Annotated in this window: 17 protein-coding genes and 3 rRNA genes; 18 read left to right on the top strand and 2 right to left on the bottom strand. The window is 69.1% G+C overall.

The window, feature by feature from the left end; genetic code table 11:
* Positions 1-54 precede the first annotated feature (54 nt).
* Genes argH through D7I47_RS14520 form a run of 4 tightly spaced genes read left to right on the top strand, consistent with a single transcriptional unit; the run spans position 55 to position 3,392 of the window.
* Positions 55-1,500 (top strand): argininosuccinate lyase, encoded by a 1,446-nt coding sequence (gene argH / locus D7I47_RS14530; protein ID WP_120763709.1) that lies wholly within the window; start codon positions 55-57, stop codon positions 1,498-1,500.
* Positions 1,497-1,667: a hypothetical protein gene (locus D7I47_RS14845; RefSeq protein ID WP_157981750.1), complete on the top strand. Its 171-nt coding sequence runs from the start codon at positions 1,497-1,499 to the stop codon at positions 1,665-1,667. Before argH ends, D7I47_RS14845 begins: the two co-directional genes overlap by 4 nt.
* Before the next feature lie 14 nt (positions 1,668-1,681).
* A complete protein-coding gene (locus D7I47_RS14525) occupies positions 1,682-2,251 on the top strand; it encodes a DNA-3-methyladenine glycosylase (protein ID WP_120763708.1) in 570 nt (189 codons plus the stop codon).
* A gap of 52 nt (positions 2,252-2,303) precedes the next feature.
* Positions 2,304-3,392: a DUF817 domain-containing protein gene (locus D7I47_RS14520; RefSeq protein WP_227000723.1), complete on the top strand. Its 1,089-nt coding sequence runs from the start codon at positions 2,304-2,306 to the stop codon at positions 3,390-3,392.
* Between the two features lie 364 nt (positions 3,393-3,756).
* Here the strand turns inward: D7I47_RS14520 and D7I47_RS14510 are convergent, their stop codons facing one another.
* Both D7I47_RS14510 and D7I47_RS14940 read right to left on the bottom strand, forming a co-directional pair.
* Entirely contained in the window at positions 3,757-4,377 is a 621-nt protein-coding gene (locus D7I47_RS14510; protein ID WP_120763706.1) for a DNA-binding protein, read from the bottom strand.
* Between the two features lie 86 nt (positions 4,378-4,463).
* Positions 4,464-6,311, bottom strand: a complete 1,848-nt coding sequence (locus D7I47_RS14940; protein ID WP_157981749.1) for a DUF2207 domain-containing protein — start codon at positions 6,309-6,311, stop codon at positions 4,464-4,466.
* A gap of 52 nt (positions 6,312-6,363) precedes the next feature.
* Here D7I47_RS14940 and tyrS point away from each other — a divergent pair, with 52 nt between their 5' ends.
* The 14 genes from tyrS (at position 6,364) to D7I47_RS14440 (ending at position 23,621) form a co-directional block, all read left to right on the top strand.
* Entirely contained in the window at positions 6,364-7,680 is a 1,317-nt protein-coding gene (tyrS, locus tag D7I47_RS14500) for a tyrosine--tRNA ligase (protein WP_120763705.1), read from the top strand.
* A 526-nt stretch (positions 7,681-8,206) separates the two neighbouring features.
* Positions 8,207-9,732 (top strand): 16S ribosomal RNA (locus tag D7I47_RS14495).
* A 433-nt stretch (positions 9,733-10,165) separates the two neighbouring features.
* Positions 10,166-13,280 (top strand): 23S ribosomal RNA (locus tag D7I47_RS14490).
* Positions 13,281-13,391: 111 nt separating this feature from the next.
* A 5S ribosomal RNA gene (gene rrf, locus D7I47_RS14485) occupies positions 13,392-13,508 on the top strand.
* The 16S, 23S and 5S rRNA genes sit together here, the layout of an rRNA operon.
* Before the next feature lie 103 nt (positions 13,509-13,611).
* Positions 13,612-14,616: a tetratricopeptide repeat protein gene (locus D7I47_RS14480; RefSeq protein WP_193726441.1), complete on the top strand. Its 1,005-nt coding sequence runs from the start codon at positions 13,612-13,614 to the stop codon at positions 14,614-14,616.
* Entirely contained in the window at positions 14,613-15,623 is a 1,011-nt protein-coding gene (locus tag D7I47_RS14475) for an HAD-IIA family hydrolase (RefSeq protein WP_120763704.1), read from the top strand. The genes D7I47_RS14480 and D7I47_RS14475 overlap by 4 nt, the downstream gene beginning before the upstream one ends.
* 1 nt (position 15,624) lies before the next feature.
* Positions 15,625-15,786 carry a hypothetical protein gene (locus D7I47_RS14835; RefSeq protein WP_157981748.1) on the top strand — a complete coding sequence of 54 codons (162 nt, stop codon included), beginning with the start codon at positions 15,625-15,627 and terminating at the stop codon, positions 15,784-15,786.
* Positions 15,779-16,600: a TlyA family RNA methyltransferase gene (locus D7I47_RS14470; protein WP_120763703.1), complete on the top strand. Its 822-nt coding sequence runs from the start codon at positions 15,779-15,781 to the stop codon at positions 16,598-16,600. The genes D7I47_RS14835 and D7I47_RS14470 overlap by 8 nt, the downstream gene beginning before the upstream one ends.
* Positions 16,601-16,664: 64 nt before the next feature.
* Positions 16,665-17,603, top strand: a complete 939-nt coding sequence (locus D7I47_RS14465) for an NAD kinase (protein WP_120763702.1) — start codon at positions 16,665-16,667, stop codon at positions 17,601-17,603.
* Positions 17,600-19,300 carry a DNA repair protein RecN gene (gene recN / locus D7I47_RS14460; protein ID WP_120763701.1) on the top strand — a complete coding sequence of 567 codons (1,701 nt, stop codon included), beginning with the start codon at positions 17,600-17,602 and terminating at the stop codon, positions 19,298-19,300. Before D7I47_RS14465 ends, recN begins: the two co-directional genes overlap by 4 nt.
* A gap of 66 nt (positions 19,301-19,366) precedes the next feature.
* Positions 19,367-21,118, top strand: a complete 1,752-nt coding sequence (locus D7I47_RS14455) for a CTP synthase (protein WP_120763700.1) — start codon at positions 19,367-19,369, stop codon at positions 21,116-21,118.
* Positions 21,119-21,149: 31 nt separating this feature from the next.
* Positions 21,150-21,710: an NUDIX domain-containing protein gene (locus D7I47_RS14450; protein WP_120764008.1), complete on the top strand. Its 561-nt coding sequence runs from the start codon at positions 21,150-21,152 to the stop codon at positions 21,708-21,710.
* Positions 21,697-22,620 carry a site-specific tyrosine recombinase XerD gene (gene xerD / locus D7I47_RS14445; RefSeq protein ID WP_120763699.1) on the top strand — a complete coding sequence of 308 codons (924 nt, stop codon included), beginning with the start codon at positions 21,697-21,699 and terminating at the stop codon, positions 22,618-22,620. Before D7I47_RS14450 ends, xerD begins: the two co-directional genes overlap by 14 nt.
* 107 nt (positions 22,621-22,727) lie before the next feature.
* On the top strand, positions 22,728-23,621 hold the full coding sequence (locus D7I47_RS14440; RefSeq protein WP_120763698.1) for a ParA family protein: 894 nt from the start codon (positions 22,728-22,730) through the stop codon (positions 23,619-23,621).
* Positions 23,622-23,677 lie beyond the last annotated feature (56 nt).

The following is a 23,677-nucleotide window of genomic DNA, read 5'->3' as shown; positions in this document are numbered from 1 at the left end:
TTAGCGGCCCCTCTCGACTTCTAGACTGAACACGACACGAGGAGATCAGACCCGATGGTTCACGGCCCCACCGACCCCGGGACCCCCGGCGAGCAGCCGACCCGCGCGGGCGGATCGAGCCTCTGGGGAGGCCGCTTCGCCGACGGTCCGTCCCCCGAGCTGATCGCTCTCAGCCGCTCGACGCACTTCGACTGGCAGCTCGCCCCCTACGATCTGCAGGGCTCGCGCGCCCACGCGCGCGCCCTCGCCGCGGCGGGCTTCCTGAGCGACGAGGAGCTCGCCCGGATGCTCGAGGGGCTCGACGTCATCGACCGCGGCATCCGCGACGGCGTCATCCGTCCGCTGCCCGAGGACGAGGACGTGCACTTCGCGCTCGAGCGCGAACTCGTCGCGACGGTGGGGGCGGAGCTCGGCGGCAAGCTGCGCGCCGGCCGCAGCCGCAACGACCAGATCGCGACCCTCGTGCGCCTCTACCTGCTCGACCACGCGACCCGCATCGGGCACCTCGTCGTGCAGCTCGTCGACGCGCTCGCCGCGCAGGCGGGCGCGCATCCGGATGCCGTCATGCCGGGTCGCACGCACCTGCAGCACGCGCAGCCCGTCCTGCTCGCGCACCACCTGCTCGCCCACGCGTGGCCCCTCGTGCGCGACCTCGAGCGCCTGCGCGACTGGCGCGTGCGCGCCACCGAGTCGCCCTACGGCGCCGGCGCCGTGGCGGGCGGCGCGCTCGGCCTCGACCCCGTGCCGATCGCGCACGAGCTCGGCCTCGCGCATCCCATGCCCAACTCGATCGACGCGACCGCGAGCCGCGACGTCGTCGCCGAGTTCGCCTACATCGCCGCCCAGCTCGGCATCGACCTCTCCCGGTTCGCCGAGGAGATCATCATCTGGAACACCCGCGAGTTCGGCTTCGTCCGCCTGCACGACTCCTTCTCGACGGGGTCGTCGATCATGCCGCAGAAGAAGAACCCCGACATCGCCGAGCTCGCGCGCGGCAAGTCGGGGCGGCTCATCGGCAACCTCACCGGCCTCCTCGCGACGCTCAAGGGTCTGCCGCTCGCCTACAACCGCGACCTCCAGGAGGACAAGGAGCCGGTCTTCGACTCGGTGACGACCCTCGAGGTGCTGCTGCCCGCCTTCACCGGCATGGTCGCGACCCTCGAGTTCGACCTCGATCGGCTCGCCGAGCTCGCGCCGCAGGGCTTCTCGCTCGCGACCGACGTCGCCGACCACCTCGTGCGCCGCGGCGTTCCGTTCCGGGAGGCGCACGAGATCTCGGGTGCGCTCGTGCGGTTCTGCGAGGAGCACGGGCTCGAGCTGCACGAACCGAGCGACGCGCAGTACGCGGCGATCGACGAACGCCTGACGGGCGAGGTGCGCGAGGTGCTGACCGTGCGCGGCTCGATCGCGAGCCGCGCGGGTGTCGGCGGCACCGCGCCCGAGCGCGTCGCCGAGCAGCTCGCGGCGCTCACGGCCCGCGTGACGGCGGTGACGGCATGACCCTCTCGGGCAAGGGCGACTCCGCCCGTCGCCGGGAGCGCGCCAAGGAGTACCGTCGCGACATCGACGAGCGCCGCAACTGGCTGCTCCCCGTCCTGCTGGGCGCCGCGATCGTCGTGGTCGCCGGTGTCGTCGTCTACACGATCCTCACCGGGGGCGGCAGCTGAGCTCCCTCGCGGAGGTGCTCGCGCGTCCCGCCGACGAGGTCGCGCCCCTGCTGCTCGGCGCCACGCTCACCGGGCGCGGCGTGACGGTGCGGCTCACCGAGGTCGAGGCCTACCTGGGGCAGCGCGATCCCGGATCCCACGCCTTCCGCGGCGTCACCCCGCGCACGCGCACGATGTTCGGCGAGCCCGGGCACCTCTACGTGTACTTCAGCTACGGCATGCACGTGTGCGCGAACATCGTCTGCTCGCCCGCGGGCGAGGCGAGCGCCGTGCTGCTGCGGGCCGGCGAGGTCGTGGACGGGCTCGACCTCGCGCGCGAACGGCGCCCGACGGCCCGGGTGGATGCCGAGCTCGCACGCGGGCCCGCCCGCCTCACCCGTGCGCTCGGCATCGCGCTCGACGACGACACGGCCCCGCTCGACGGCGCCCCCTTCGCGCTCGAGCCGGCATCCGCCTCCGTGCTCTCCGTCTCGGGCCCGCGCGTGGGCGTCTCCGGGCCCGGGGGCACGGATGCCTTCCCGCTGCGGTTCTGGATCCCAGGCGACCCGACGGTATCCGTCTACCGGAGGTCCCCCCGGGGCTGAAGTCCGCCTCCGGACGGACGCGGCGCGTGCGGGCGTGCGCTGGGCTGGCTGCATGGCCCGCTTCACGCCGCTGGAAGAGCGGATCGACGCGCTGGCCCTCGCTGCGGTGGCGGCGGCGGAGCGCCGCGGCGCTCCCGGGTGGCTGCTCGAGGCCGCGGTGTTCCTCGCGAAGCAGCTGTGGGCATGCCTGTTCGGCGTGCTGTTGCTCGTGGCGCTCGTGGCCGCCCGGCTCTGGTACCCGGATGACGCGGCACTCGCCCGCAACGACCTGCTCACGATCGTCGCCGTCCTCATCCAGCTCGGGATGCTGCTCGCTCGGCTCGAGACGGTCGGCGAGCTGCGCGTGATCCTGCTGTTCCACCTCGCGGGGACCGTCATGGAGCTGTTCAAGACCGCGGCGGGGTCCTGGGAGTACGACGCACAGGGAGTGCTGCGGATCGCGGGGGTGCCGCTGTTCTCCGGCTTCATGTACGCCGCGGTGGGCTCCTACCTCGTGCGCGTGCACCGGCTGTTCGAGCTGCGGTTCGACCGCTACCCGCGCCGCGGGTTCATGGCACTTGTCGCGGCCGGGGTGTACGTGAACTTCTTCACCCATCACGTCGTCGCCGACGTCCGCGCGCTGCTCATCGCCCTCGTGGTCGCCGCGTACTGGCCGACCGTCATGCGGGCGCGGGTGCACCGGCGGCACCTCGAGCTGCCGCTGCTGGCGGTGCTCGGCGGGGCGGGCGTCGCGATCTGGGTCGCCGAGAACATCGCCACCTGGGCGGGCGCGTGGAGCTATCCGGGCCAGCAGGACGGCTGGGAGCCCGTGTCGCTCGCGAAGGTCGGCTCCTGGTTCCTGCTGCTCATCGTGTCGGTCGTGCTCGTCACCTGGGTCTATCCGCCGATGCCGTCGGTCGAACCTTCCGAGGCGGATGCGGCCGAGGCCGCGGCGTCGGATCAGCCGAGCGTGAGGGCGACGAGCAGCGCGCACGCGCCCGCCCAGCCCATGCTCGCGAGCGTGCCGATGATGAACCGCTCGCGCGCGGCGGAGGATTCGAGCTCCGAGAAGCGCCCGAGGCCCTTGACGGCGATGAGGGCGGCGATGACCTCCGGATGTCCGACGGCGATCGAGCCGACGATCGCCGCACGCTCGAGGTAGCCGATCGTCGTGCCGCCGCGCAGCACCTCGCGCTCCTCTCCGGTGCCCTCGCGGCGGATGAGGATGCCGCCGTGCGCCCCGCGCCGGATGGTGTCGCGGGTCGCCAGGTCGAGCACGTAGACGGTGAGCGGGTTGCCGGCGAGGACGCCGAGCGCCGCGAACCCGATCCCGAGCACGACGCCGAAGGCGTGCGGTTCGGGCAGCAGCTCGAGGCGGAACGCCGCGGCGAGCAGCCCGCCGCCGACGGGGACGACGGCGAGCAGCGCGACCACCGGGCGCCGCAGCCGGGTGGCGATCACCGCGGCGGCGATGCCGCCCGCGATCGCGAACACGGAGAGCGCCCAGAGCAGGTATCCGACGACGATCATGCGCGCTCTCCCGGGGTGCTGGTCTCGGCGGCGAGGGCGAGCAGTGCCGTGAGGCCCTCCCGCGCCGCGACGTCGAGGCGGATGCCGGCGGCGATCGCCCGCTTGCTGGCCGCCTGCGGGGTGATCCCGAGCTGGTGCGCGGCCTGCGCCTGGGTGAGCCCCGACTCGACGCGATCGTACAGCTCCCATCCCTCGGGAGAGCGTCGTTCGCGCAGCTGCAGGAGCAGGTCGAGCATCGACTGCAGCGTCTCCGCCTCGGGCCGCGTCGACCGCTCGCTCGCGATGCTCACGCGCGTGGGCCGCTTCTTCGCCGACTCGACCGCGGTGCGCGCGGCGATGAGCGCGTCGCCCGTCGCGGCGCGGGTCTGCGCGGGCAGCGGGGTGCGCACCTCGCCGATCCCGAGGCCGACGCTCCAACTCCCGGTGCGGGCGAGGGCGAGCACGAGGTCGAGCGCGGCGCGGGGATCGGCGGTGAGCGCCTGCACCTCGTCGCCCGCCGTACGGTCGGGCGGGAGGGCGAGCCGGTCGCGGGCCGTCTCGGCGAGCAGCGCGAGGGCGTCCTCGGCGAGGTCGGGGCCGAGCCTGCTGTCGATCTGATCGGCGGTGATGGCGAACATGGGACCCTCCGGAACAACCGTACAGGGATGATCGCGATTCAATCAACCATCAAGGCTAGATCGAGAGGCGATCAGCCCCGGAGGGTTCACCAACCGCCTCCGCCGCCTCCGCCGCCGCCTCCGCCCGAGAACCCGCCGCCCCCCGAACCGCCCGAGAAGCTCGAGCCGCCCGAGCCCGACCAGGACGACGACGAGGAGCTCACCGGGGGAGTCGTCGCGAACCCCGCCACGGCGTACCCGGTCGCGAACGCCGCGAAGTTCGTCGACGTCACGGTCGTGGCGAGCTCGGTCGGCGTCGTCGCGTAGCGCGAACCGAGCTCCTGCTGCCAGCGCTCCTCGACCCCCCAGATGATCGCGTAGGGCAGCAGGCGCTCGTCGAGCCGCACGACCGCCTCGCCGTCGGAGGTGTCGATGCGCGTGCGCGGGGCGCCCTCGGGGCTCTGCAGCACCCGGATGCGGTCGGCCTCCGCGAGCTGCAGGTAGTCGCGGATGCCCTCGAGATGCTCGCGGGCGAGCGAGCCCTTCCGGGTGAGGCGCTCCGGCGCACCGGCGAACCCGAACATCACGAGACCCCCGAGCAGCACGGCGATGAGCGTCCACACGGTGAGCGGCTCGGCCGCATCCATGCGCACCGCCCACGCCCACACGATGAGCGCGGCGAGACCGTTCGCGAACAGCACCCAGCGCACCGCCGTGGCCCACCCGGAGCGCCGGCGCGCCCGGTACTGGCTCGAGACCGAGGTGCGCACCTTCGCGGTCAGCCCCGCGAGGCGGTCGCCGAGCGCGCGGTCGGTGCGGTCGAGCTCGACGCCCGAGCCCTCCTTCGTGCCGCCGAAGATGGAGGCCACGGCGATCGCGTCGTCGTGGTCGAGCCCTCCCGGATCGACGAGCTCCAGCCGGTAGCGGTCCTGCCGGCCGAGGTAGTCGCCGCGGTCGACGAGCCGTGCCGCCCGGGTGACCACGAGCTGCACGAACTGCGCGGGCAGCCCGCGGGAGTCCATCCCGAGCAGCGTCGCCGCCTCCATGACGCCGAGCCCCGGGAACCCCTCGTACTGCGGCACGACGATGCCGCGCCCCGGCGCATCCCGGAACACCCGCAGCCGCAGCCACACGACGACGGCCGCCGCGCAGGCCGCGACGCCCAGCAGCACCCACGGCACGATCCGCACGATCCACGAGTCGGTCGGCAACGGGGGAGCGGCGAAGGTGCCGGGGTGGAAGCCGATCGCCCAGGTGACCGTCTGGTACGGGCCGAGGTCGGACGCGCTCGTCGTGAAGCCGGCCGAGGTGCGCTCGAGCGCGCACGGGGTCGTGTCGCCGTAGCCCCCGACGTAGCAGGCCGCCTCCCCGGTGAGCGCCGCCTGCAGCTCCTCGTCGAGGTGCAGGGTGGCCGTGACCTTCGTGAACGGCTGGGCCCAGCCGTCGCCGTTGACGTCCCAGTAGAACTCGTCGGCACCCGTGTCGGCGAAGCTGCGCACGACGTCGCGCATCGTGTACTCGATCACGAACTCCTGGTCGCCGTGCAGGTAGCGGTCGGCGTCGCCGATCTGCAGCACGAGGAAGGATTCGTCGCCGTAGTCCTCCGTGCGGGTCGAGTAGGCCCGCGGTCGGCCGTCGCCGTCGGAGACCGAGAGGATCGAGAGGCCGAGGTCGAGGCGCGCGTAGCCCGTCGGGATCGCGCGCTCGAGACCGTGGTTCTGGTCGAAGTCGGGGAACCGCGCGACGATCGACTCCACGACGTGCAGCGTCGCGTGGCCGTCGGCGTCGCGCCCCAGCGTGTACTGCGCGTCGAAGGACGCGATCGTGAAGTCGTCGAAGTCGCACACGGCCGCGGATGCCGTCGCCGTCGGCAGCAGGACCGTCGCGAGGATCCCGAGGAGCGCGGCGATCCCGAGCCGGGAGCGGATGCGGGGGCGGGGGTGGGGGCGTCGCACGGGGCGAGCCTACCGAGCACGACCCCCGCTGCCGAGGCGGTAGCCTGGCCCGGTGCCCGCATCCGAGTCCCTGAACGCGCAGCGCAACGATCCGACCTTCCCCGACATCTGGGAGGAGCTGAACTGGCGGGGCCTCGTGCACGTGTCGACCGACGCGGCGGCCCTCAAGGAGCTGCTCGCCGGGCCGCCCATCGTGTACTACTGCGGCTTCGACCCGACCGCGCCGAGCCTGCACCTCGGCAACCTCGTGCAGATCCTGGTGCTGCGCCGGCTGCAGCTGGCCGGCCATCGCCCGCTCGGACTCGTCGGCGGTTCCACGGGTCTCATCGGCGATCCGCGCCCCACCGCCGAGCGCACCCTCAACACGCGCGAGACGGTCGCCGAGTGGGTGGGGTACCTGCGCGGGCAGATCGAGCGCTTCCTCTCCTTCGAGGGCGACAACGCCGCCCGCATGGTCAACAACCTCGACTGGACGGCGCCGCTCTCGGCGATCGACTTCCTGCGGGACGTCGGCAAGTACTTCCGGGTCGGCACGATGCTCAAGAAGGACGCGGTCTCGGCGCGACTCAACTCCGAGGCCGGCATCAGCTACACCGAGTTCAGCTACCAGCTCCTGCAGGGCATGGACTTCCTCGAGCTCTACCGCCAGTACGACTGCGTGCTGCAGACGGGCGGCAGCGACCAGTGGGGCAATCTCACGAGCGGCACGGACCTCATCCACCGCGCCGAGGGGGTGAGCGTGCACGCGATCGGCACGCCGCTCATCACGAACTCGGACGGCACCAAGTTCGGCAAGAGCGAGGGCAACGCGATCTGGCTCGACGCCGAGATGTGCAGCCCGTACGCGTTCTACCAGTTTTGGCTCAACACCGACGACGCCGACGTGGTCGAGCGCCTCAAGGTGTTCACCTTCCTCACCCGTGCCGAGATCGAGGAGTTCGCCCTCGCGGTGCGCGATGAGCCGTTCCGGCGGGCCGCGCAACGGGCGCTCGCCCGCGAGGTGACGACGCTCGTGCACGGTGCGGCGGCGACGGATGCGGTGATCGCGGCGTCGGAGGCGCTGTTCGGCCAGGGCGAGCTCACCGCGCTCGACGCCGCGACCCTCGGGGCCGCCGTCGCCGAGCTGCCCTCGGCGGAGCTGGGGGAGGGCGCGCTCGTCGTGCAGGCGCTCGTCGACACGGGCCTCTGCTCGAGCACCTCGGAGGCGCGGCGCGCGATCGCGCAGGGCGGCGTCTACCTCAACAACGTCAAGGTCGAGGACGAGTCGGCGACCCTCGCGGGTTCCGCCCTCGCGGGCGGTCGCGCCGTGCTGCGCCGCGGCAAGAAGACCCTCGCCGGCCTCGTGATCACGGGCGTCTCCGCCCGTTGACCCGCGCGACACGCCCGGGATTCACTCGGAATTTGGCACCCGGCCGGATCCCACGTAATGTCTTCCTTGTTCGCCCCAAAGGGAAGAGCGGAGAGGCCGGAAGGCCCCGCCCCCTCAAGCGGGAACAAACCCCCTTCTGAAGCGGTTCTGGAATCGCGTGACCTTCGGGTCTAGGATGGGAGTCCCCCCTCGCGGAGACCGCGGTCATCGACCGAAGCCCGGAGCCATGCTCCCGGCGCGTCGATTTGACAGACGGAACGAGAGGGTTAGGATAGAGAAGTTGCCCTGGCAGCGATCCGGAGACGGAGAGCACCAGGTGCGTCCGATCCTTGAGAACTCAACAGCGTGCACTATGTCAAATGCCAAAAACCTCGACTGGTGACCTCGGTCATCAGAGAGATTCCTTTGGATTGACGGATTGTCAGTAGACGATCCTTTCAGTCAGATCAACTCGCAGGATCCCTGGTTTTCCCCAGGGTGAACGCAACGGTTCTGCCGGCAGCTTCGGCTGTCGTGCTACCAAACCTTTACGGAGAGTTTGATCCTGGCTCAGGACGAACGCTGGCGGCGTGCTTAACACATGCAAGTCGAACGGTGAAAGTGGGAGCTTGCTCCTGCTGGATCAGTGGCGAACGGGTGAGTAACACGTGAGCAATCTGCCCCGAACTCTGGGATAAGCGTTGGAAACGACGTCTAATACCGGATACGACGCGCGAAGGCATCTTCTGCGCGTGGAAAGAACTTCGGTTCGGGATGAGCTCGCGGCCTATCAGCTTGTTGGTGAGGTAACGGCTCACCAAGGCGACGACGGGTAGCCGGCCTGAGAGGGTGACCGGCCACACTGGGACTGAGACACGGCCCAGACTCCTACGGGAGGCAGCAGTGGGGAATATTGCACAATGGGCGCAAGCCTGATGCAGCAACGCCGCGTGAGGGACGACGGCCTTCGGGTTGTAAACCTCTTTTAGTAGGGAAGAAGCGAAAGTGACGGTACCTGCAGAAAAAGCACCGGCTAACTACGTGCCAGCAGCCGCGGTAATACGTAGGGTGCAAGCGTTGTCCGGAATTATTGGGCGTAAAGAGCTCGTAGGCGGTCTGTCGCGTCTGCTGTGAAAACCCGAGGCTCAACCTCGGGCCTGCAGTGGGTACGGGCAGACTAGAGTGCGGTAGGGGAGATTGGAATTCCTGGTGTAGCGGTGGAATGCGCAGATATCAGGAGGAACACCGATGGCGAAGGCAGATCTCTGGGCCGTAACTGACGCTGAGGAGCGAAAGCGTGGGGAGCGAACAGGATTAGATACCCTGGTAGTCCACGCCGTAAACGTTGGGAACTAGATGTGGGGGCCATTCCACGGCTTCCGTGTCGCAGCTAACGCATTAAGTTCCCCGCCTGGGGAGTACGGCCGCAAGGCTAAAACTCAAAGGAATTGACGGGGGCCCGCACAAGCGGCGGAGCATGCGGATTAATTCGATGCAACGCGAAGAACCTTACCAAGGCTTGACATATACGAGAACGCTCTAGAAATAGAGAACTCTTTGGACACTCGTATACAGGTGGTGCATGGTTGTCGTCAGCTCGTGTCGTGAGATGTTGGGTTAAGTCCCGCAACGAGCGCAACCCTCGTTCTATGTTGCCAGCACGTCATGGTGGGAACTCATAGGAGACTGCCGGGGTCAACTCGGAGGAAGGTGGGGATGACGTCAAATCATCATGCCCCTTATGTCTTGGGCTTCACGCATGCTACAATGGCCGGTACAAAGGGCTGCAATACCGTAAGGTGGAGCGAATCCCAAAAAGCCGGTCTCAGTTCGGATTGAGGTCTGCAACTCGACCTCATGAAGTCGGAGTCGCTAGTAATCGCAGATCAGCAACGCTGCGGTGAATACGTTCCCGGGCCTTGTACACACCGCCCGTCAAGTCATGAAAGTCGGTAACACCCGAAGCCGGTGGCCCAACCCTTGTGGAGGGAGCCGTCGAAGGTGGGATCGGTGATTAGGACTAAGTCGTAACAAGGTAGCCGTACCGGAAGGTGCGGCTGGATCACCTCCTTTCTAAGGAGCACTGCACTCTTCGGAGTGACAGAGCCGGATTCGAGCCGAATGTGCTCGACCGGAGCTCATGGGTGGAACATTGACATAGGCACCGAGAGAAACCTCGAGATCCCAGTACGGCCGCAAGGCAAGGAACGGATCGGAAGCGGACTCCCGGTGCATGCACGCTGTTGGGTCCTGAGGGACCGGGCCGGCCGCCTTCGGGCGGCTGTGACGACCTCAGGACTCGATCTTGTTCAAGCAGAGCTTCGAACGGACCGAGTACCGCCCGTCATTTGAGAACTACACAGTGGACGCGAGCATCTTAGAACGAGACCTTCGGGTCTCGATCTACAAGATGATCAAATAGGGACGCTCTTCATGAGCGTCTCCGATAGATCATTGGTCAATCTGCCGCACGCGAGTGCGGCCGATCGATTCTAAAAACTCATGTAGTCAAGTTTCTAAGAGCAGACGGTGGATGCCTTGGCATCTGGAGCCGAAGAAGGACGTATAAATCTGCGATAAGCCTCGGGGAGCTGATAATAGAGCTTTGATCCGAGGATTTCCGAATGGGGAAACCCCGTCAGGCGTTGCAAGACGACCTGATGACTCCCGCCTGAATATATAGGGCGGGTAGAGGGAACGTGGGGAAGTGAAACATCTCAGTACCCACAGGAAGAGAAAGCAACCGCGATTCCGTTAGTAGTGGCGAGCGAAACCGGAACAGGCCAAACCGATCATGTGTGATAGCCGGCAGGCGTTGCATGGTCGGGGTTGTGGGACCTCTACGTACTTCTGCCGAAGTACACGTCGACGTGCTCGATATAGGTGAACGGCATTGAAAGGCCGACCACAGAGGGTGCCAGTCCCGTAACCGAAATGTCGAGCAGAGGCGAGAGGGATCCCAAGTAGCACGGGGCCCGAGAAATCCCGTGTGAATCTGCCAGGACCACCTGGTAAGCCTAAATACTCCCAGATGACCGATAGCGGACAAGTACCGTGAGGGAAAGGTGAAAAGTACCCCGGGAGGGGAGTGAAATAGTACCTGAAACCGTCTGCTTACAAACCGTTGGAGGGGCCCTAGCAGCCCTGACAGCGTGCCTTTTGAAGAATGAGCCTGCGAGTTAGCGGTATGTGGCGAGGTTAACCCGTGAGGGGTAGCCGTAGCGAAAGCGAGTTCGAATAGAGCGATTCAGTCGCATGCCCTAGACCCGAAGCGAAGTGATCTATCCATGGCCAGGTTGAAGCGACGGTAAGACGTCGTGGAGGACCGAACCCACTTGGGTTGAAAACCGAGGGGATGAGCTGTGGATAGGGGTGAAAGGCCAATCAAACTTCGTGATAGCTGGTTCTCTCCGAAATGCATTTAGGTGCAGCGTTGCGTGTTTCTTGCCGGAGGTAGAGCTACTGGATGGCCGATGGGCCCTACAAGGTTACTGACGTCAGCCAAACTCCGAATGCCGGTAAGTGAGAGCGCAGCAGTGAGACGGTGGGGGATAAGCTTCATCGTCGAGAGGGAAACAACCCAGACTACCGACTAAGGCCCCTAAGCGTGTGCTAAGTGGGAAAGGATGTGGAGTTGCACAGACAACCAGGAGGTTGGCTTAGAAGCAGCCACCCTTGAAAGAGTGCGTAATAGCTCACTGGTCAAGTGATTCCGCGCCGACAATGTAACGGGGCTCAAGCACACCGCCGAAGTCGTAGGATTCGCATTATAGGTAGGCCTTCGTGGTCCAGCCGTGCGGATCGGTAGGAGAGCGTCGTGTGGCGAGTGAAGCGGCGGGGTAACCCAGCCGTGGACGCCACACGAGTGAGAATGCAGGCATGAGTAGCGAAAGACGTGTGAGAAACACGTCCTCCGAAAGACCAAGGGTTCCAGGGTCAAGCTAATCTTCCCTGGGTAAGTCGGGACCTAAGGCGAGGCCGACAGGCGTAGTCGATGGACAACGGGTTGATATTCCCGTACCGGCGAAGAACCGCCCAAATCAATCCAGTGGTGCTAAGAGTCCTAATCCGGCAGATGGATCCCTTCGGGGTGAAGCAGCCGGCCTAACGCTCGACCCCATGCTGGTGCGGTTAGCGTATTAACAGGTGTGACGCAGGAAGGTAGCCGAGCCAGGCGATGGTTGTCCTGGTGTAAGGACGTAGGGCGAGAGATAGGCAAATCCGTCTCTCACATAGCCTGAGATCTGACGCATACCCCTCACGGGGGAATTCGGTGATCCTATGCTGCCGAGAAAAGCATCGACGCGAGGTTCCAGCCGCCCGTACCCCAAACCGACTCAGGTGGTCAGGTAGAGAATACCAAGGAGATCGAGAGAATCGTGGTTAAGGAACTCGGCAAAATGCCCCCGTAACTTCGGGAGAAGGGGGGCCTAAGGCGTGAACGGACTTGCTCCGGGAGCGCTGCAGGGCCGCAGAGACCAGTGGGAAGCGACTGTTTACTAAAAACACAGGTCCGTGCGAAGACGCAAGTCGATGTATACGGACTGACGCCTGCCCGGTGCTGGAAGGTTAAGAGGAAGGGTTAGCTTCGGCGAAGCTCTGAATTTAAGCCCCAGTAAACGGCGGTGGTAACTATAACCATCCTAAGGTAGCGAAATTCCTTGTCGGGTAAGTTCCGACCTGCACGAATGGCGTAACGACTTCCCAGCTGTCTCAACCGCGAACTCGGCGAAATTGCACTACGAGTAAAGATGCTCGTTACGCGCAGCAGGACGGAAAGACCCCGTGACCTTTACTACAGCTTGGTATTGGTGTTCGGTGTGGCTTGTGTAGGATAGGTGGGAGACTTTGAAGCGGGCACGCTAGTGTTCGTGGAGTCGTTGTTGAAATACCACTCTGGTCACTCTGGATGTCTAACTACGAACCGTAATCCGGTTCTGGGACAGTGCCTGGTGGGTAGTTTAACTGGGGCGGTTGCCTCCCAAAAAGTAACGGAGGCGCCCAAAGGTTCCCTCAACCTGGTTGGCAATCAGGTGTCGAGTGTAAGTGCACAAGGGAGCTTGACTGTGAGAGTGACGGCTCGAGCAGGGACGAAAGTCGGGACTAGTGATCCGGCAGTGGCTTGTGGAAGCGCTGTCGCTCAACGGATAAAAGGTACCTCGGGGATAACAGGCTGATCTTGCCCAAGAGTCCATATCGACGGCATGGTTTGGCACCTCGATGTCGGCTCGTCGCATCCTGGGGCTGGAGTAGGTCCCAAGGGTTGGGCTGTTCGCCCATTAAAGCGGTACGCGAGCTGGGTTTAGAACGTCGTGAGACAGTTCGGTCCCTATCCGCTGCGCGCGTAGGAAATTTGAGAAGATCTGTCCCTAGTACGAGAGGACCGGGACGGACGAACCTCTGGTGTGTCAGTTGTTCCGCCAGGAGCACCGCTGATTAGCTACGTTCGGAACGGATAACCGCTGAAAGCATCTAAGCGGGAAGCCGGCTTCAAGATGAGATTTCCATCCCTTCGGGGGAGAGGCTCGCAGCTAGACTACTGCGTTGATAGGCCGGATGTGGAAGTGGGGACTAAAGACCCATGGAGCTGACCGGTACTAATAAGCCGATAACTTGACAACACATGAGTTCTTCGAATCGAGTTGCTCGCGTCCACTTTGTGGTTCCTGATTGACGGTCGGGAATCGCTTCGAACACTGTTCGAAGCACATTGACTGAGAAATCAATAGTGTTTCGGCGGCCATAGCGTAGGGGAAACGCCCGGTTACATTCCGAACCCGGAAGCTAAGACCTACAGCGCCGATGGTACTGCGAGGGCGACCTCGTGGGAGAGTAGGACACCGCCGGACTTCTTTCGAGGAGGCCCACCCGTATACCGGGTGGGCCTTCCTTGTTTAAGGCCCGAATCCGGATGCCGGCCAGGCCGTAACATGAACCGACCACGGGAGAGAGATGGCTGACGACAGCAAGCGACCGCAGGGCAAGCGCCCGGACGGCGGCGCTCCGCGCGGCGGACGTGGCGCGGGTGGCGGCGGTCGCCCGGGTGGTGCTGCGGGCAAGCCCGAGTGGAAGAAGCGCGACGGCAAGCCGGGGGACCGGCCGCAGCGCGACGGCAAACCGGGGGACCGGCCGCAGCGCGGTGGCAAGCCCGGCGAGCGCAAGGCGGGCGATCGCAAGCCGTGGGAGGACCGGAAGGGCGATCGTCCGGTCCGTGACCGGGCTCCGCGCCCCGACGCCGACGCGCGTCCTCGTCACGACGACCCCGCGATCCCCGACGACGTCGCGGCCAACCAGCTCGACCGCGCCGCGCGCATCGAGCTGAAGACCCTCAGCAAGGACAACGCCGACTGGGTGGCGAAGCACCTCGTGATGGCGGCGCGCCTCATCGACGAGGATCCCGCACTCGCGCACAGGCACGCCCTCGCCGCCTCGCGTCGTGCCGGCCGCATCGGGATCGTGCGGGAGACCGCGGCGATCACCGCCTACGCGACCGGGGACTTCGCGCTCGCACTCCGCGAGATCCGCACCTACCGGCGCATCACGGGGCGTGACGACCAGCTGCCCCTCATGGTCGACTCGGAGCGCGGCGTCGGGCGACCGCAGGCCGCGCTCGAGCTGGCCCGCTCGGTGCCGCGCGCCTCGCTCGACGTGCCCGTGCAGGTCGAGCTCGCCATCGCCATGTCGGGCGCGCGCCTCGACCTCGGCCAGCCGGAGCTCGCGCTCACGGAGCTGCAGATCCCGCAGCTCGACCCGGAGCGGGCCTTCAGCTACAGCCCCGCCCTGTTCGACGCCTACGCGACCGTGCTCGAGGAGCTCGGCCGCACCGAGGAGGCCGAGGAGTGGTGGGAGCGCTCGGAGCGCGCGATGGTCGCGCTCGAGGAGGCGGCGACCCCCGAGGGTCAGGACACGGTCGAGATCGTCGAGGAACCGCTCGACGTCGCGGACGACGCCGAGTGACCGGCCACGGCCCCGCCCCGCTCGACGGGGTGGATGTGGTGCTCGCCGACCTCGACGGCGTGGTCTACGCGGGTGCCCGGGCGATCCCGCACGCGGTCGAGGCGCTCGTCGCCGCCGGCCGGGAGCGGCGCGTCGGGTACCTCACGAACAACGCCTCGCGCACCCCGCAGACGGTGGCCGAGCAGCTGCGGGGCTACGGCCTCCCCGCCGAGCCCGACGACATCGTGTCGTCGCCGCAGGCCGCCGTCGTGCTGCTCGCCGAACTCGTGCCGGCCGGCTCGACCGTGCTCGTGGTGGGCGGTGAGGGTCTCACGAGCGAGGTCGAGCGCGCCGGGTTCCGCATCACCCGCTCCGCCGAGGACGCACCCGCCGCCGTCGTGCAGGGCTTCGCACCGCACGTCGCCTGGACAGACCTCGCCGAGGCCGCCTACGCCCTCGCGGGCGGCGACGACGGCATCCCGTGGGTCGCGACCAACACCGACTGGACGATCCCGCAGGCCCGGGGCACGGCGCCCGGCAACGGCACGCTCGTGTCGGCCGTGCACACCGCCGTCGGGCGCCTGCCGGTGGTCGCAGGCAAGCCCGAACGTGCCCTGTTCGATGTCGCCGTGGGCCGGTTCGACGCCCGGCAGCCGCTGTTCATCGGCGACCGGCTCGACACCGACATCCTCGGTGCGAACAGGGCGGGCATGGCCTCGGTGCTCGTGCTCACGGGTATCGACGGGCCGAAGCAGCTGCTCGCCGCGGCCGCCGACTCGCGTCCCACCTTCGTGCTCGACGACCTGCGCGGTCTCTCCGAGCCCTACCCGCGGATCGAGCAGCACACCGACATCGCCGGAGTGCGTCGCATCCGCTCGGGGGATGCCGTGGTCGCCCAGCGCGGCATGGCGCTCGCCCTCGAGACCGCGGGGGAGCGCATCGACCGGATCCGCGCGGCCGCGACGGCGGTGTGGACCGCGGGTGTGCCGATCTACGCGCTCGACGTGGCGCCCGAACTATATTCGTGACGTGACCGACGACACCCCCGACTCCGAGCCGAGCGCGCTCGTCTCTCGCCTCCGGGTCATCGAGGACCAGCCGCTCGCCGACCGTGCGGCCGCGCTCTCCCAGGTGCACGACGAACTGCGGGCCCGTCTCGAATCCGGGGACGCGCCGCGCCCGCATGCCTGACGGCCCCGCATCCGGTGCGCGACTCGATGCCGAGCTCGTGCGCCGCGGCCTCGCCCGTTCGCGCGGCGTCGCCGCCGAGGCGATCGCGCAGGGTCTCGTCACCGTCGACGGTCGCCCCGCGCTGAAGCCCGCCGTGAAGGTCGGGCCGGATGCCGTGCTCGAGGTCGCGGGCGCCGACCACTACGTGAGCCGCGGCGCCCACAAGCTCCTCGCCGCCCTCGACGCCTTCGGCGTCGATCCGGCGGGTCGGGTCGCGCTCGACGCGGGCGCCTCGACGGGCGGCTTCACCCAGGTGCTGCTCGAGCGCGGCGCCGTGCGCGTGTTCGCCGTCGACGTCGGCCACGGCCAACTGGTGTCGAAAATGCAGGAGAATCCGCGCGTGGCGAACCTGGAGGGGCAGAACCTCCGGTACCTCACCCGCGAATCTCCTGCATTTTCGACATATGCGGGGGAGCTGGCGCGCACCGGATGGCCGAGCCTCGTCGTGGGGGACCTGAGCTTCATCTCGCTCACCCAGGTGCTCGAACCGCTCGCGGCGCTGGCGGAGCCGGATGCCGACCTCGTGCTGCTCGTGAAGCCGCAGTTCGAGGTGGGTCGCGGGGGAGTGCGCGAGGGGGTCGTGCGCGACCGGGCGCTGCGGCACGACGCCGCGAGCACCGTGCTCTGGGCGGCGTGGGATCTCGGGCTCGGCGCCCTCGGCATCGTCGACAGCCCCATCCCGGGCGGCAGCGGCAACCGCGAGTACCTCGTGCACCTGAGGCGCGGCGCGCCGGATCCGTCGGAGCTGCGCGAGGCGGTCGCGGCGCTGGCGTGACCCGGGGCGGCCCGCCTGTGCGCCCGACCCCGCGCGCGTCGCGGGCATCCGACAGAATGGGGGCATGACCGACGCCGCGCGCCACCTGCTGGTGGTCGCCCACACCGGCCGCCGCGACTCGCTCGAGGCGGGCATCGACGTGTGCCGTCGGCTCATCGCCGCGGGGCTCACGCCCGTCGTCTCGGACGACGAGCTCGCCGACCTCATGGAGGCGGCCCCCGACCTGGCCCCGCTCGCGCTGCTCGGCGCCGACGTGCCACCGGAGGAGCTCGAGCTCGTGATCGTGCTGGGAGGCGACGGCACGATCCTGCGTGCCGCCGAGCTCGTGCGCGGCTGCACGGCGCCGCTGCTCGGCGTGAACCTCGGCCACGTGGGGTTCCTCGCCGAGGCGGAGCGCGAGGATCTCGACGAGACGGTGCAGCGCGCCCTCGCCCGCGACTACGTCGTCGAGGAGCGCATGACCCTCTCGGTGCGCGTCAAGCGCGGCGCCGAGGTGGTCTACGAGACCTGGGCGCTCAACGAGGCGACCGTCGAGAAGGCCTCCCGCGAGCGGATGCTGGAGGTCGTCATCGAGGTCGACCAGCGACCCCTGTCGAGCTTCGGCTGCGACGGCGTCGTCGTGTCGACTCCCACCGGCTCGACCGCCTACGCCTTCTCGGCGGGCGGTCCCGTGGTGTGGCCCAGTGTCGAGGCGATCCTCATGGTGCCGCTCTCGGCCCACGCCCTCTTCGCGCGTCCGCTCGTGGTGGGGCCCGAGTCGCCCGTCGCGATCGAGCTGCTCGACCGGTCCCAGGGCGCGGGCGTGCTGTGGTGCGACGGGCGGCGCCCCTTCGAGCTGCCGCCGGGTGCCCGCGTCGTGGTGCGGCGCTCCTCGAAGCCCGTGCGGCTCGCGCGGCTCGCGCCGCGACCCTTCGTCGACCGGCTCGTGAACAAGTTCGCGCTCCCCGTGGCGGGATGGCGTGGTCCGACCTCCGAGTCCGCCGAGGAGCGTGGCCGGGCGTGATCGAGGAGCTCTCCATCCGCGATCTGGGCGTCATCGGGCAGGCGGTGCTGCCGCTCGGCCCGGGCTTCACGGCGGTGACGGGCGAGACGGGCGCCGGCAAGACCATGGTCGTCACGGCACTCGCCCTGCTGCTCGGCGAGCGGGCGGATGCCGGCGCGATCCGCGCGGGCAGCGCCCAGGCGGGCGTCGAGGGCCGCTGGCTCGTGCCCGACCCGGGCCCGGTCGCCGAGCGCGTGCGCGAGGCGGGGGGCGAGCTCGACCCCGCGGGCGACGGCGCGGGGGAGCTCATCCTGGCCCGCACCGTCTCGGCCGAGGGACGCAGCCGCGGCGTCGTCGGCGGTCGCTCGACGCCCGTCGGGGTGCTCGCCGAGCTCGGCGAGCGGCTCGTGGTCGTGCACGGTCAGTCCGAGCAGCTGCGGCTGCGCTCGGCCGCCGCCCAGCGCGAGGCGCTCGACGGCGCGGCGGGTGCCGAGCACCGCGGCCTGCTCGAGCGGTACGGCCGGCGCTACCGCGAGTGGCGCGAGCTCGCGACCCGCCTCGAGACCCTCATCGCCGCCCGCGACGCCCGCGCCCAGGAGGCGGAGCGGCTGCGGGCCGACCTCGAGGAGTTCGCCGAGCTCGCCCCGCGCCCCGGCGAGGACGCCGAGCTCGCCGCCCAGGCGGAGCGGCTCGGCAACCTCGAGGAGCTGCGCCAGGCGGCGACCCTCGCCCAGGAGGCCGTCTCCGCCCAGTCGGGCGACGACCATCCGGATGCCGTGGCGCTCGTCGAGGAGGCGCGGCGGGCGATCGCGCGCGTCGCCGACCACGACCCGGCCCTCGCCCCCGTGCGCGAGGGGCTCGACGCGGTGTCGTACCAGCTCGCCGAGGTGTCGGGTGAGCTCTCGCACTACCTGGGCGCGCTCGACGTCGACGGCGCCCGCGAGCTCGAGGCCGTGCAGGAGCGCCGCGCGGCGCTCGGCGCCCTCGCGCGCAAGCACGGCGGCGAGCTCGAGGAGGTGATCGCCCGGCTCGAGACCGCGGGTCTGCGGCTCGTCGAGCTCGACGGCGACGACGACCGCATCGCCCGGCTCGAGGCGGAGGAGGCGGAGGCCGCGGCGCTCGTCGCGGGCGACGCGGCCCGGCTCGGCGAGGGACGGCGCACGGCGGCCGCGGAGCTCGCGGAGCGCGTGAGCGCCGAGCTCGCGGCGCTCGCGATGCCCGACGCGCGTCTCGTGGTCGAGGTCGCCGACGCCGAGCTCGGCCCCACGGGGCGCGACCGGGTCGCCTTCCTGCTGCAACCGCATCCGGGCGCCGAGCCCCGCCCGCTCGCGAAGGGCGCCTCCGGCGGCGAGCTCTCGCGCGTGATGCTCGCGCTCGAGGTGGTGCTCGCGGCGCAGGGCGAGGTGCCCACCTTCGTCTTCGACGAGGTCGACGCGGGGGTCGGCGGCGCCGCCGCGATCGAGATCGGCCGGCGCCTCGCGCGCCTCGCCGAGACGGCGCAGGTGATCGTCGTGACCCACCTGGCGCAGGTGGCCGCCTTCGCGAGCAACCACCTCGTCGTCGTCAAGGACTCCGCCGGTCAGGTCACCGCGTCGAGCGTCCGCCGGGTCGACGCGGGGGAGCGCGCGGCCGAGATGGCGCGGCTGCTGTCGGGCCTGCCCGACTCGGAGAGCGGCCTCGAGCACGCCCGCGAGCTGCTCGAGCTCGCCCGATCCTGACGATTTGCCGCGATCGGCGCGCGCGTCGCAGCACGCACCCCGTTCGGTGACATATGCTGAAACCCCGTGGTGAACAATCCGGGATCAGCCGTTACCAAGCACATCTTCGTCACCGGGGGCGTCGTCTCCTCACTGGGTAAGGGCCTCACCGCCGCCAGTCTCGGCAACCTCCTCACCGCGCGCGGTCTGCACGTCGTCATGCAGAAGCTCGATCCGTACCTCAACGTCGACCCCGGGACGATGAACCCGTTCCAGCACGGCGAGGTGTTCGTGACCGACGACGGCGCCGAGACCGACCTCGACATCGGCCACTACGAGCGCTTCCTCGACATCAACCTGAGCCAGGCGGCGAACGTCACCACGGGCCAGATCTACTCGAACGTCATCGCCAAGGAGCGCCGCGGCGAGTACCTCGGCGACACCGTGCAGGTCATCCCGCACATCACCGACGAGATCAAGCGCCGGATGCGGTTGCAGGCGCAGCCGGGCGAGGACGGCACCCCGGCGCCCGACGTCATCATCACCGAGATCGGCGGCACCGTCGGCGACATCGAGTCGCAGCCCTTCATCGAGTCGGCGCGTCAGGTGCGCCACGAGCTGGGGCGCAAGAACGTGTTCTTCGTGCACGTCTCGCTCGTGCCGTTCATGGGCGCCTCGGGCGAGCAGAAGACGAAGCCCACCCAGCACTCCGTCGCAGCCCTCCGCTCGATCGGCATCCAGCCCGACGCGCTCGTGCTGCGCAGCGACCGCATCGTCTCCGAGTCGAACAAGCGCAAGATCGCCCTCATGTGCGACGTCGACGAGCAGGCCGTCGTGAACGCGATCGACGTGCCCTCGATCTACGACATCCCCACGATGCTCAACGAGCAGGGCCTCGACGCGTACATCATCGAGCAGCTCGGCCTCGACGAGAAGGCAGGTGAGGTGGACTGGACCGGCTGGTCGGGCCTGCTGAAGGCCGTGCACGAGCCGACGCACGAGGTGACGATCGCCCTCGTCGGCAAGTACATCGACCTGCCGGATGCCTACCTCTCGGTCAGCGAGGCGCTGCGCGCGGGCGGCTTCGCCCAGCAGACCAAGGTCAAGCTGCGCTGGGTGCCCTCCGACGAGTGCGAGACCCCCGAGGGCGCCGCGCGCGAGCTCGGCGACGTCGACGGCATCTGCGTGCCGGGCGGATTCGGCGTGCGCGGCATCGAGGGAAAGCTCGGCGCGCTCCGGTTCGCCCGCGAGAACGGCATCCCGGCGCTCGGGCTGTGCCTCGGGCTGCAGTGCATGGTCATCGAGTACTCGCGCAACGTCGCGGGGCTCACGGGCGCGAGCTCGTCCGAGTTCGACCCCGACTCCGAGTTCCCGGTGATCGCGACGATGGCGGAGCAGGTCGACATCCTCGACCACGGCGACATGGGCGGCACGATGCGCCTCGGCCTCTACGAGGCGCACCTCGCGCCCGGTTCGATCATCGCCGAGACCTACGGCGCCGAGGTCGTGCACGAGCGTCACCGCCACCGCTACGAGGTCAACAACCACTACACCGACCGCATCGCCGAGGCGGGGCTCGTCTTCTCGGGCACGAACCCCGAGCACGGGCTCGTCGAGTTCGTGGAGCTGCCCCGCGAGGTGCACCCGTACTACGTGGGCACCCAGGCGCACCCGGAGCTGCGTTCGCGGCCGAACCGTGCGCACCCGCTGTTCCGCGGGCTCATCGCGGCGGCCCTCGAGCGCCAGCAGGCCTCGCGGCTGTTCGAGGTCGAGGGTGCCGACGCGCCGGGCGCGGATGCGGATGCCGCGGCCGTCGTGGCCGAGCCCGCCGAGGTCTGAGCCGGTGACGCCCGCCGAGCTCGACCGGCTGATGAACGGTCCGCTCGCCGACCTCGCCGACCCCGCCGAGGTCGTGTCGTCGACGCGGGTCTACGAGGGGCGGGTGTGGGACGTCCGGCGCGACCGCTTCCGCTTCGGCGGTCACGAGCTCGAGCGCGACTACGTCGACCACACGGGCGCCGTCGCGGTGCTCGCGCGCGGCGAGGACGACCGCGTGCTGCTCATCAACCAGTACCGGCATCCGATCCGCTCGCGCGACTGGGAGCTGCCGGCCGGACTGCTCGACGTGGCGGGGGAGGAGCCGCTCGCCGCCGCGCAACGCGAACTCGCCGAGGAGGCGGACCTCGTGGCCGCCGAGTGGAGCGAGCTGCTGGTCTTCGCGACCTCGCCGGGCGGCAGCGACGAAGTGATCCGCGTCTACGAGGCGCGCGGCCTCTCGCCCGCGCCGGAGCGCTTCGCCCGCAGCGAGGAGGAGGCCGAGCTGCTGGTGCGCTGGGTGCCGCTCGCCGAGGCGGTCGAGGCGGCGCTCGCGGGCCGCATCCGCAACTCGATCCTGCTCGTCGCGGTGCTCGCGGCCCATGCCCGCGGCTGAGCTGGGGCGGCAGCTCGACCGCTACCTGCGCCAGCTCGAGATCGAGCGGGGGCTCTCACGCAACACCGTCGCCGCCTACCGGCGCGACCTCACGGCGTTCCTCGCCGCGCTCGCCGAGCGCGGGGTGCGGGATGCGGACTCCCTCGACGCCGAGGGGGTGCGGGCGTACGTGCTGGGACTGCGCGACCGGGAGCGCCCGCTCGCGGCGGCCTCGACGGCGCGGGTGATCTCGTCGATCCGCGGCTTCACGCGCTTCCTCGTGGAGGAGGGCGTCGTCTCGCGCGACCCGGCGGAGGAGCTCGCCCCGCCGAAGCTCCCGAAGCGGCTGCCGAAGGCGCTCAGCGTCGAGCAGGTGTCGGCGCTGCTCGCCGCCACCGACGGCGACGACCCCGTGCGGTTGCGCGACAAGGCGCTGCTCGAGCTGCTCTACGCGACGGGTGCGCGCGTCTCGGAGGCGGTGTCGCTCGACGTGGACGACCTGCTCGGCGCCGACGGCACGCCCGAGCTCATCCGCGTGATCGGCAAGGGCGACAAGCAGCGCATCGTGCCGGTGGGCAGCTTCGCGCGCGCGGCCGTCGAGGCCTACCTCGTGCGGGCGCGTCCGCTGCTCGCGGTGCGCGGGCACGCGACGCCGGCGCTGTTCCTCGGCGCCCGCGGCGCGCGGCTCAGCCGTCAGAACGCGTGGCTCGTGATCCGCGCCGCGGCCGAGCGCGCGGGCATCTCGGTCGAGGTGTCGCCGCACAGCCTGCGGCACTCCTTCGCGACCCACCTGCTCGCGGGGGGTGCGGATGTGCGGGTCGTCCAGGAGCTGCTGGGCCACGCCTCCGTCGCGACGACGCAGCTCTACACCCACGTCACGATCGACGGGCTCCGCGACGCCTACCAGCAGGCGCATCCGCGGGCCCGCTAGGGCGTCGGGACGGCCATCTCTCAACCTCTGCTTGAGGGTGAGGTGAACCGTCCGGGTGCCGCCTGTCGCCGCCGGGACGCCTCCGGGGCCAGACGTAGACTCGCCGCATGACAGCGCAGCGGGAGCAGGTGACCGAGCTGCCCGGCCTCGAGGAGCTGGGCGTCGAGATCGGTCCGACGGGCAGGCCCGTCACCGACTTCCCCGTGCCCCGGGCACTGAAGACCCACGGGCCCGCGCGCATCATCGCCCTGTGCAACCAGAAGGGCGGTGTGGGCAAGACCACGACGACGATCAGCCTCGGGGCGGCGCTCGCCGCCTACGGTCGGCGCGTGCTCGCGGTCGACTTCGACCCGCAGGGCGCGCTCTCGGCCGGGCTCGGCGTGCAGACCCACGACGTCACGACCATCTACGACCTCCTGCTCGGATCCAGCAAGGACGTCGCCGCCGCGATCCAGCACACGGGCACGCCGAACCTCGACGTCATCCCCGCCAACATCGACCTCTCGGCCGCCGAGGTGCACCTCGTCAACGAGGTCGCGCGCGAGCAGATCCTGGCGCGCGTGCTGCGCCAGGTGACGGCCGACTACGACGTCGTGCTCATCGACTGCCAGCCCTCGCTCGGGCTGCTCACCGTCAACGCGCTCACGGCGGCGCACGGCGTGCTCATCCCGCTCGAGTGCGAGTTCTTCGCGCTGCGTGGCGTGGCGCTGCTCGTCGAGACGATCGACAAGGTGCGCGATCGGCTGAACCCCGCGATCGAGCTCGACGGCATCCTCGCGACGATGTTCGACCCGCGCACCCTGCACTCGCGCGAGGTGCTCGAGCGCGTCGTGGAGGCGTTCGGCGACCGCGTGCTCGAGACGGTCATCAACCGCACCGTGAAGTTCCCCGACGCCTCCGTCGCGGGTACCCCGATCACCGAGTTCGCCCCCGACCACCACGCCGCCGAGCAGTACCGCCAGCTCGCCCGCGAACTCGTCCACCGCCACGCCGTCGCCTGACGGCAACTGTCCCCGAAAGTACGTACTTTTGGGTGGAAGAGGCCCCGAAACGCACC

The organism is Protaetiibacter intestinalis (assembly GCF_003627075.1).
Taxonomy (GTDB): Bacteria; Actinomycetota; Actinomycetes; order Actinomycetales; family Microbacteriaceae; genus Homoserinibacter; species Homoserinibacter intestinalis.
Note: the sequence above shows the minus strand (reverse complement) of the source record. Positions and strands in the feature narration are given on the sequence as shown.

Bases quoted from the DNA above. Each gene is read 5' to 3' on its own strand.
- argH (WP_120763709.1), top strand. From the start codon at position 55: ATGGTTCACGGCCCCACCGACCCCGGGACCCCCGGCGAGCAGCCGACC.
- D7I47_RS14845 (WP_157981750.1), top strand. From the start codon at position 1,497: ATGACCCTCTCGGGCAAGGGCGACTCCGCCCGTCGCCGGGAGCGCGCC.
- D7I47_RS14520 (WP_227000723.1), top strand. From the start codon at position 2,304: ATGGCCCGCTTCACGCCGCTGGAAGAGCGGATCGACGCGCTGGCCCTC.
- D7I47_RS14510 (WP_120763706.1), bottom strand. From the start codon at position 4,377: ATGTTCGCCATCACCGCCGATCAGATCGACAGCAGGCTCGGCCCCGAC.
- D7I47_RS14480 (WP_193726441.1), top strand. From the start codon at position 13,612: ATGGCTGACGACAGCAAGCGACCGCAGGGCAAGCGCCCGGACGGCGGC.
- D7I47_RS14470 (WP_120763703.1), top strand. From the start codon at position 15,779: ATGCCTGACGGCCCCGCATCCGGTGCGCGACTCGATGCCGAGCTCGTG.
- D7I47_RS14465 (WP_120763702.1), top strand. From the start codon at position 16,665: ATGACCGACGCCGCGCGCCACCTGCTGGTGGTCGCCCACACCGGCCGC.
- D7I47_RS14450 (WP_120764008.1), top strand. From the start codon at position 21,150: ATGAACGGTCCGCTCGCCGACCTCGCCGACCCCGCCGAGGTCGTGTCG.
- xerD (WP_120763699.1), top strand. From the start codon at position 21,697: ATGCCCGCGGCTGAGCTGGGGCGGCAGCTCGACCGCTACCTGCGCCAG.
- D7I47_RS14440 (WP_120763698.1), top strand. From the start codon at position 22,728: ATGACAGCGCAGCGGGAGCAGGTGACCGAGCTGCCCGGCCTCGAGGAG.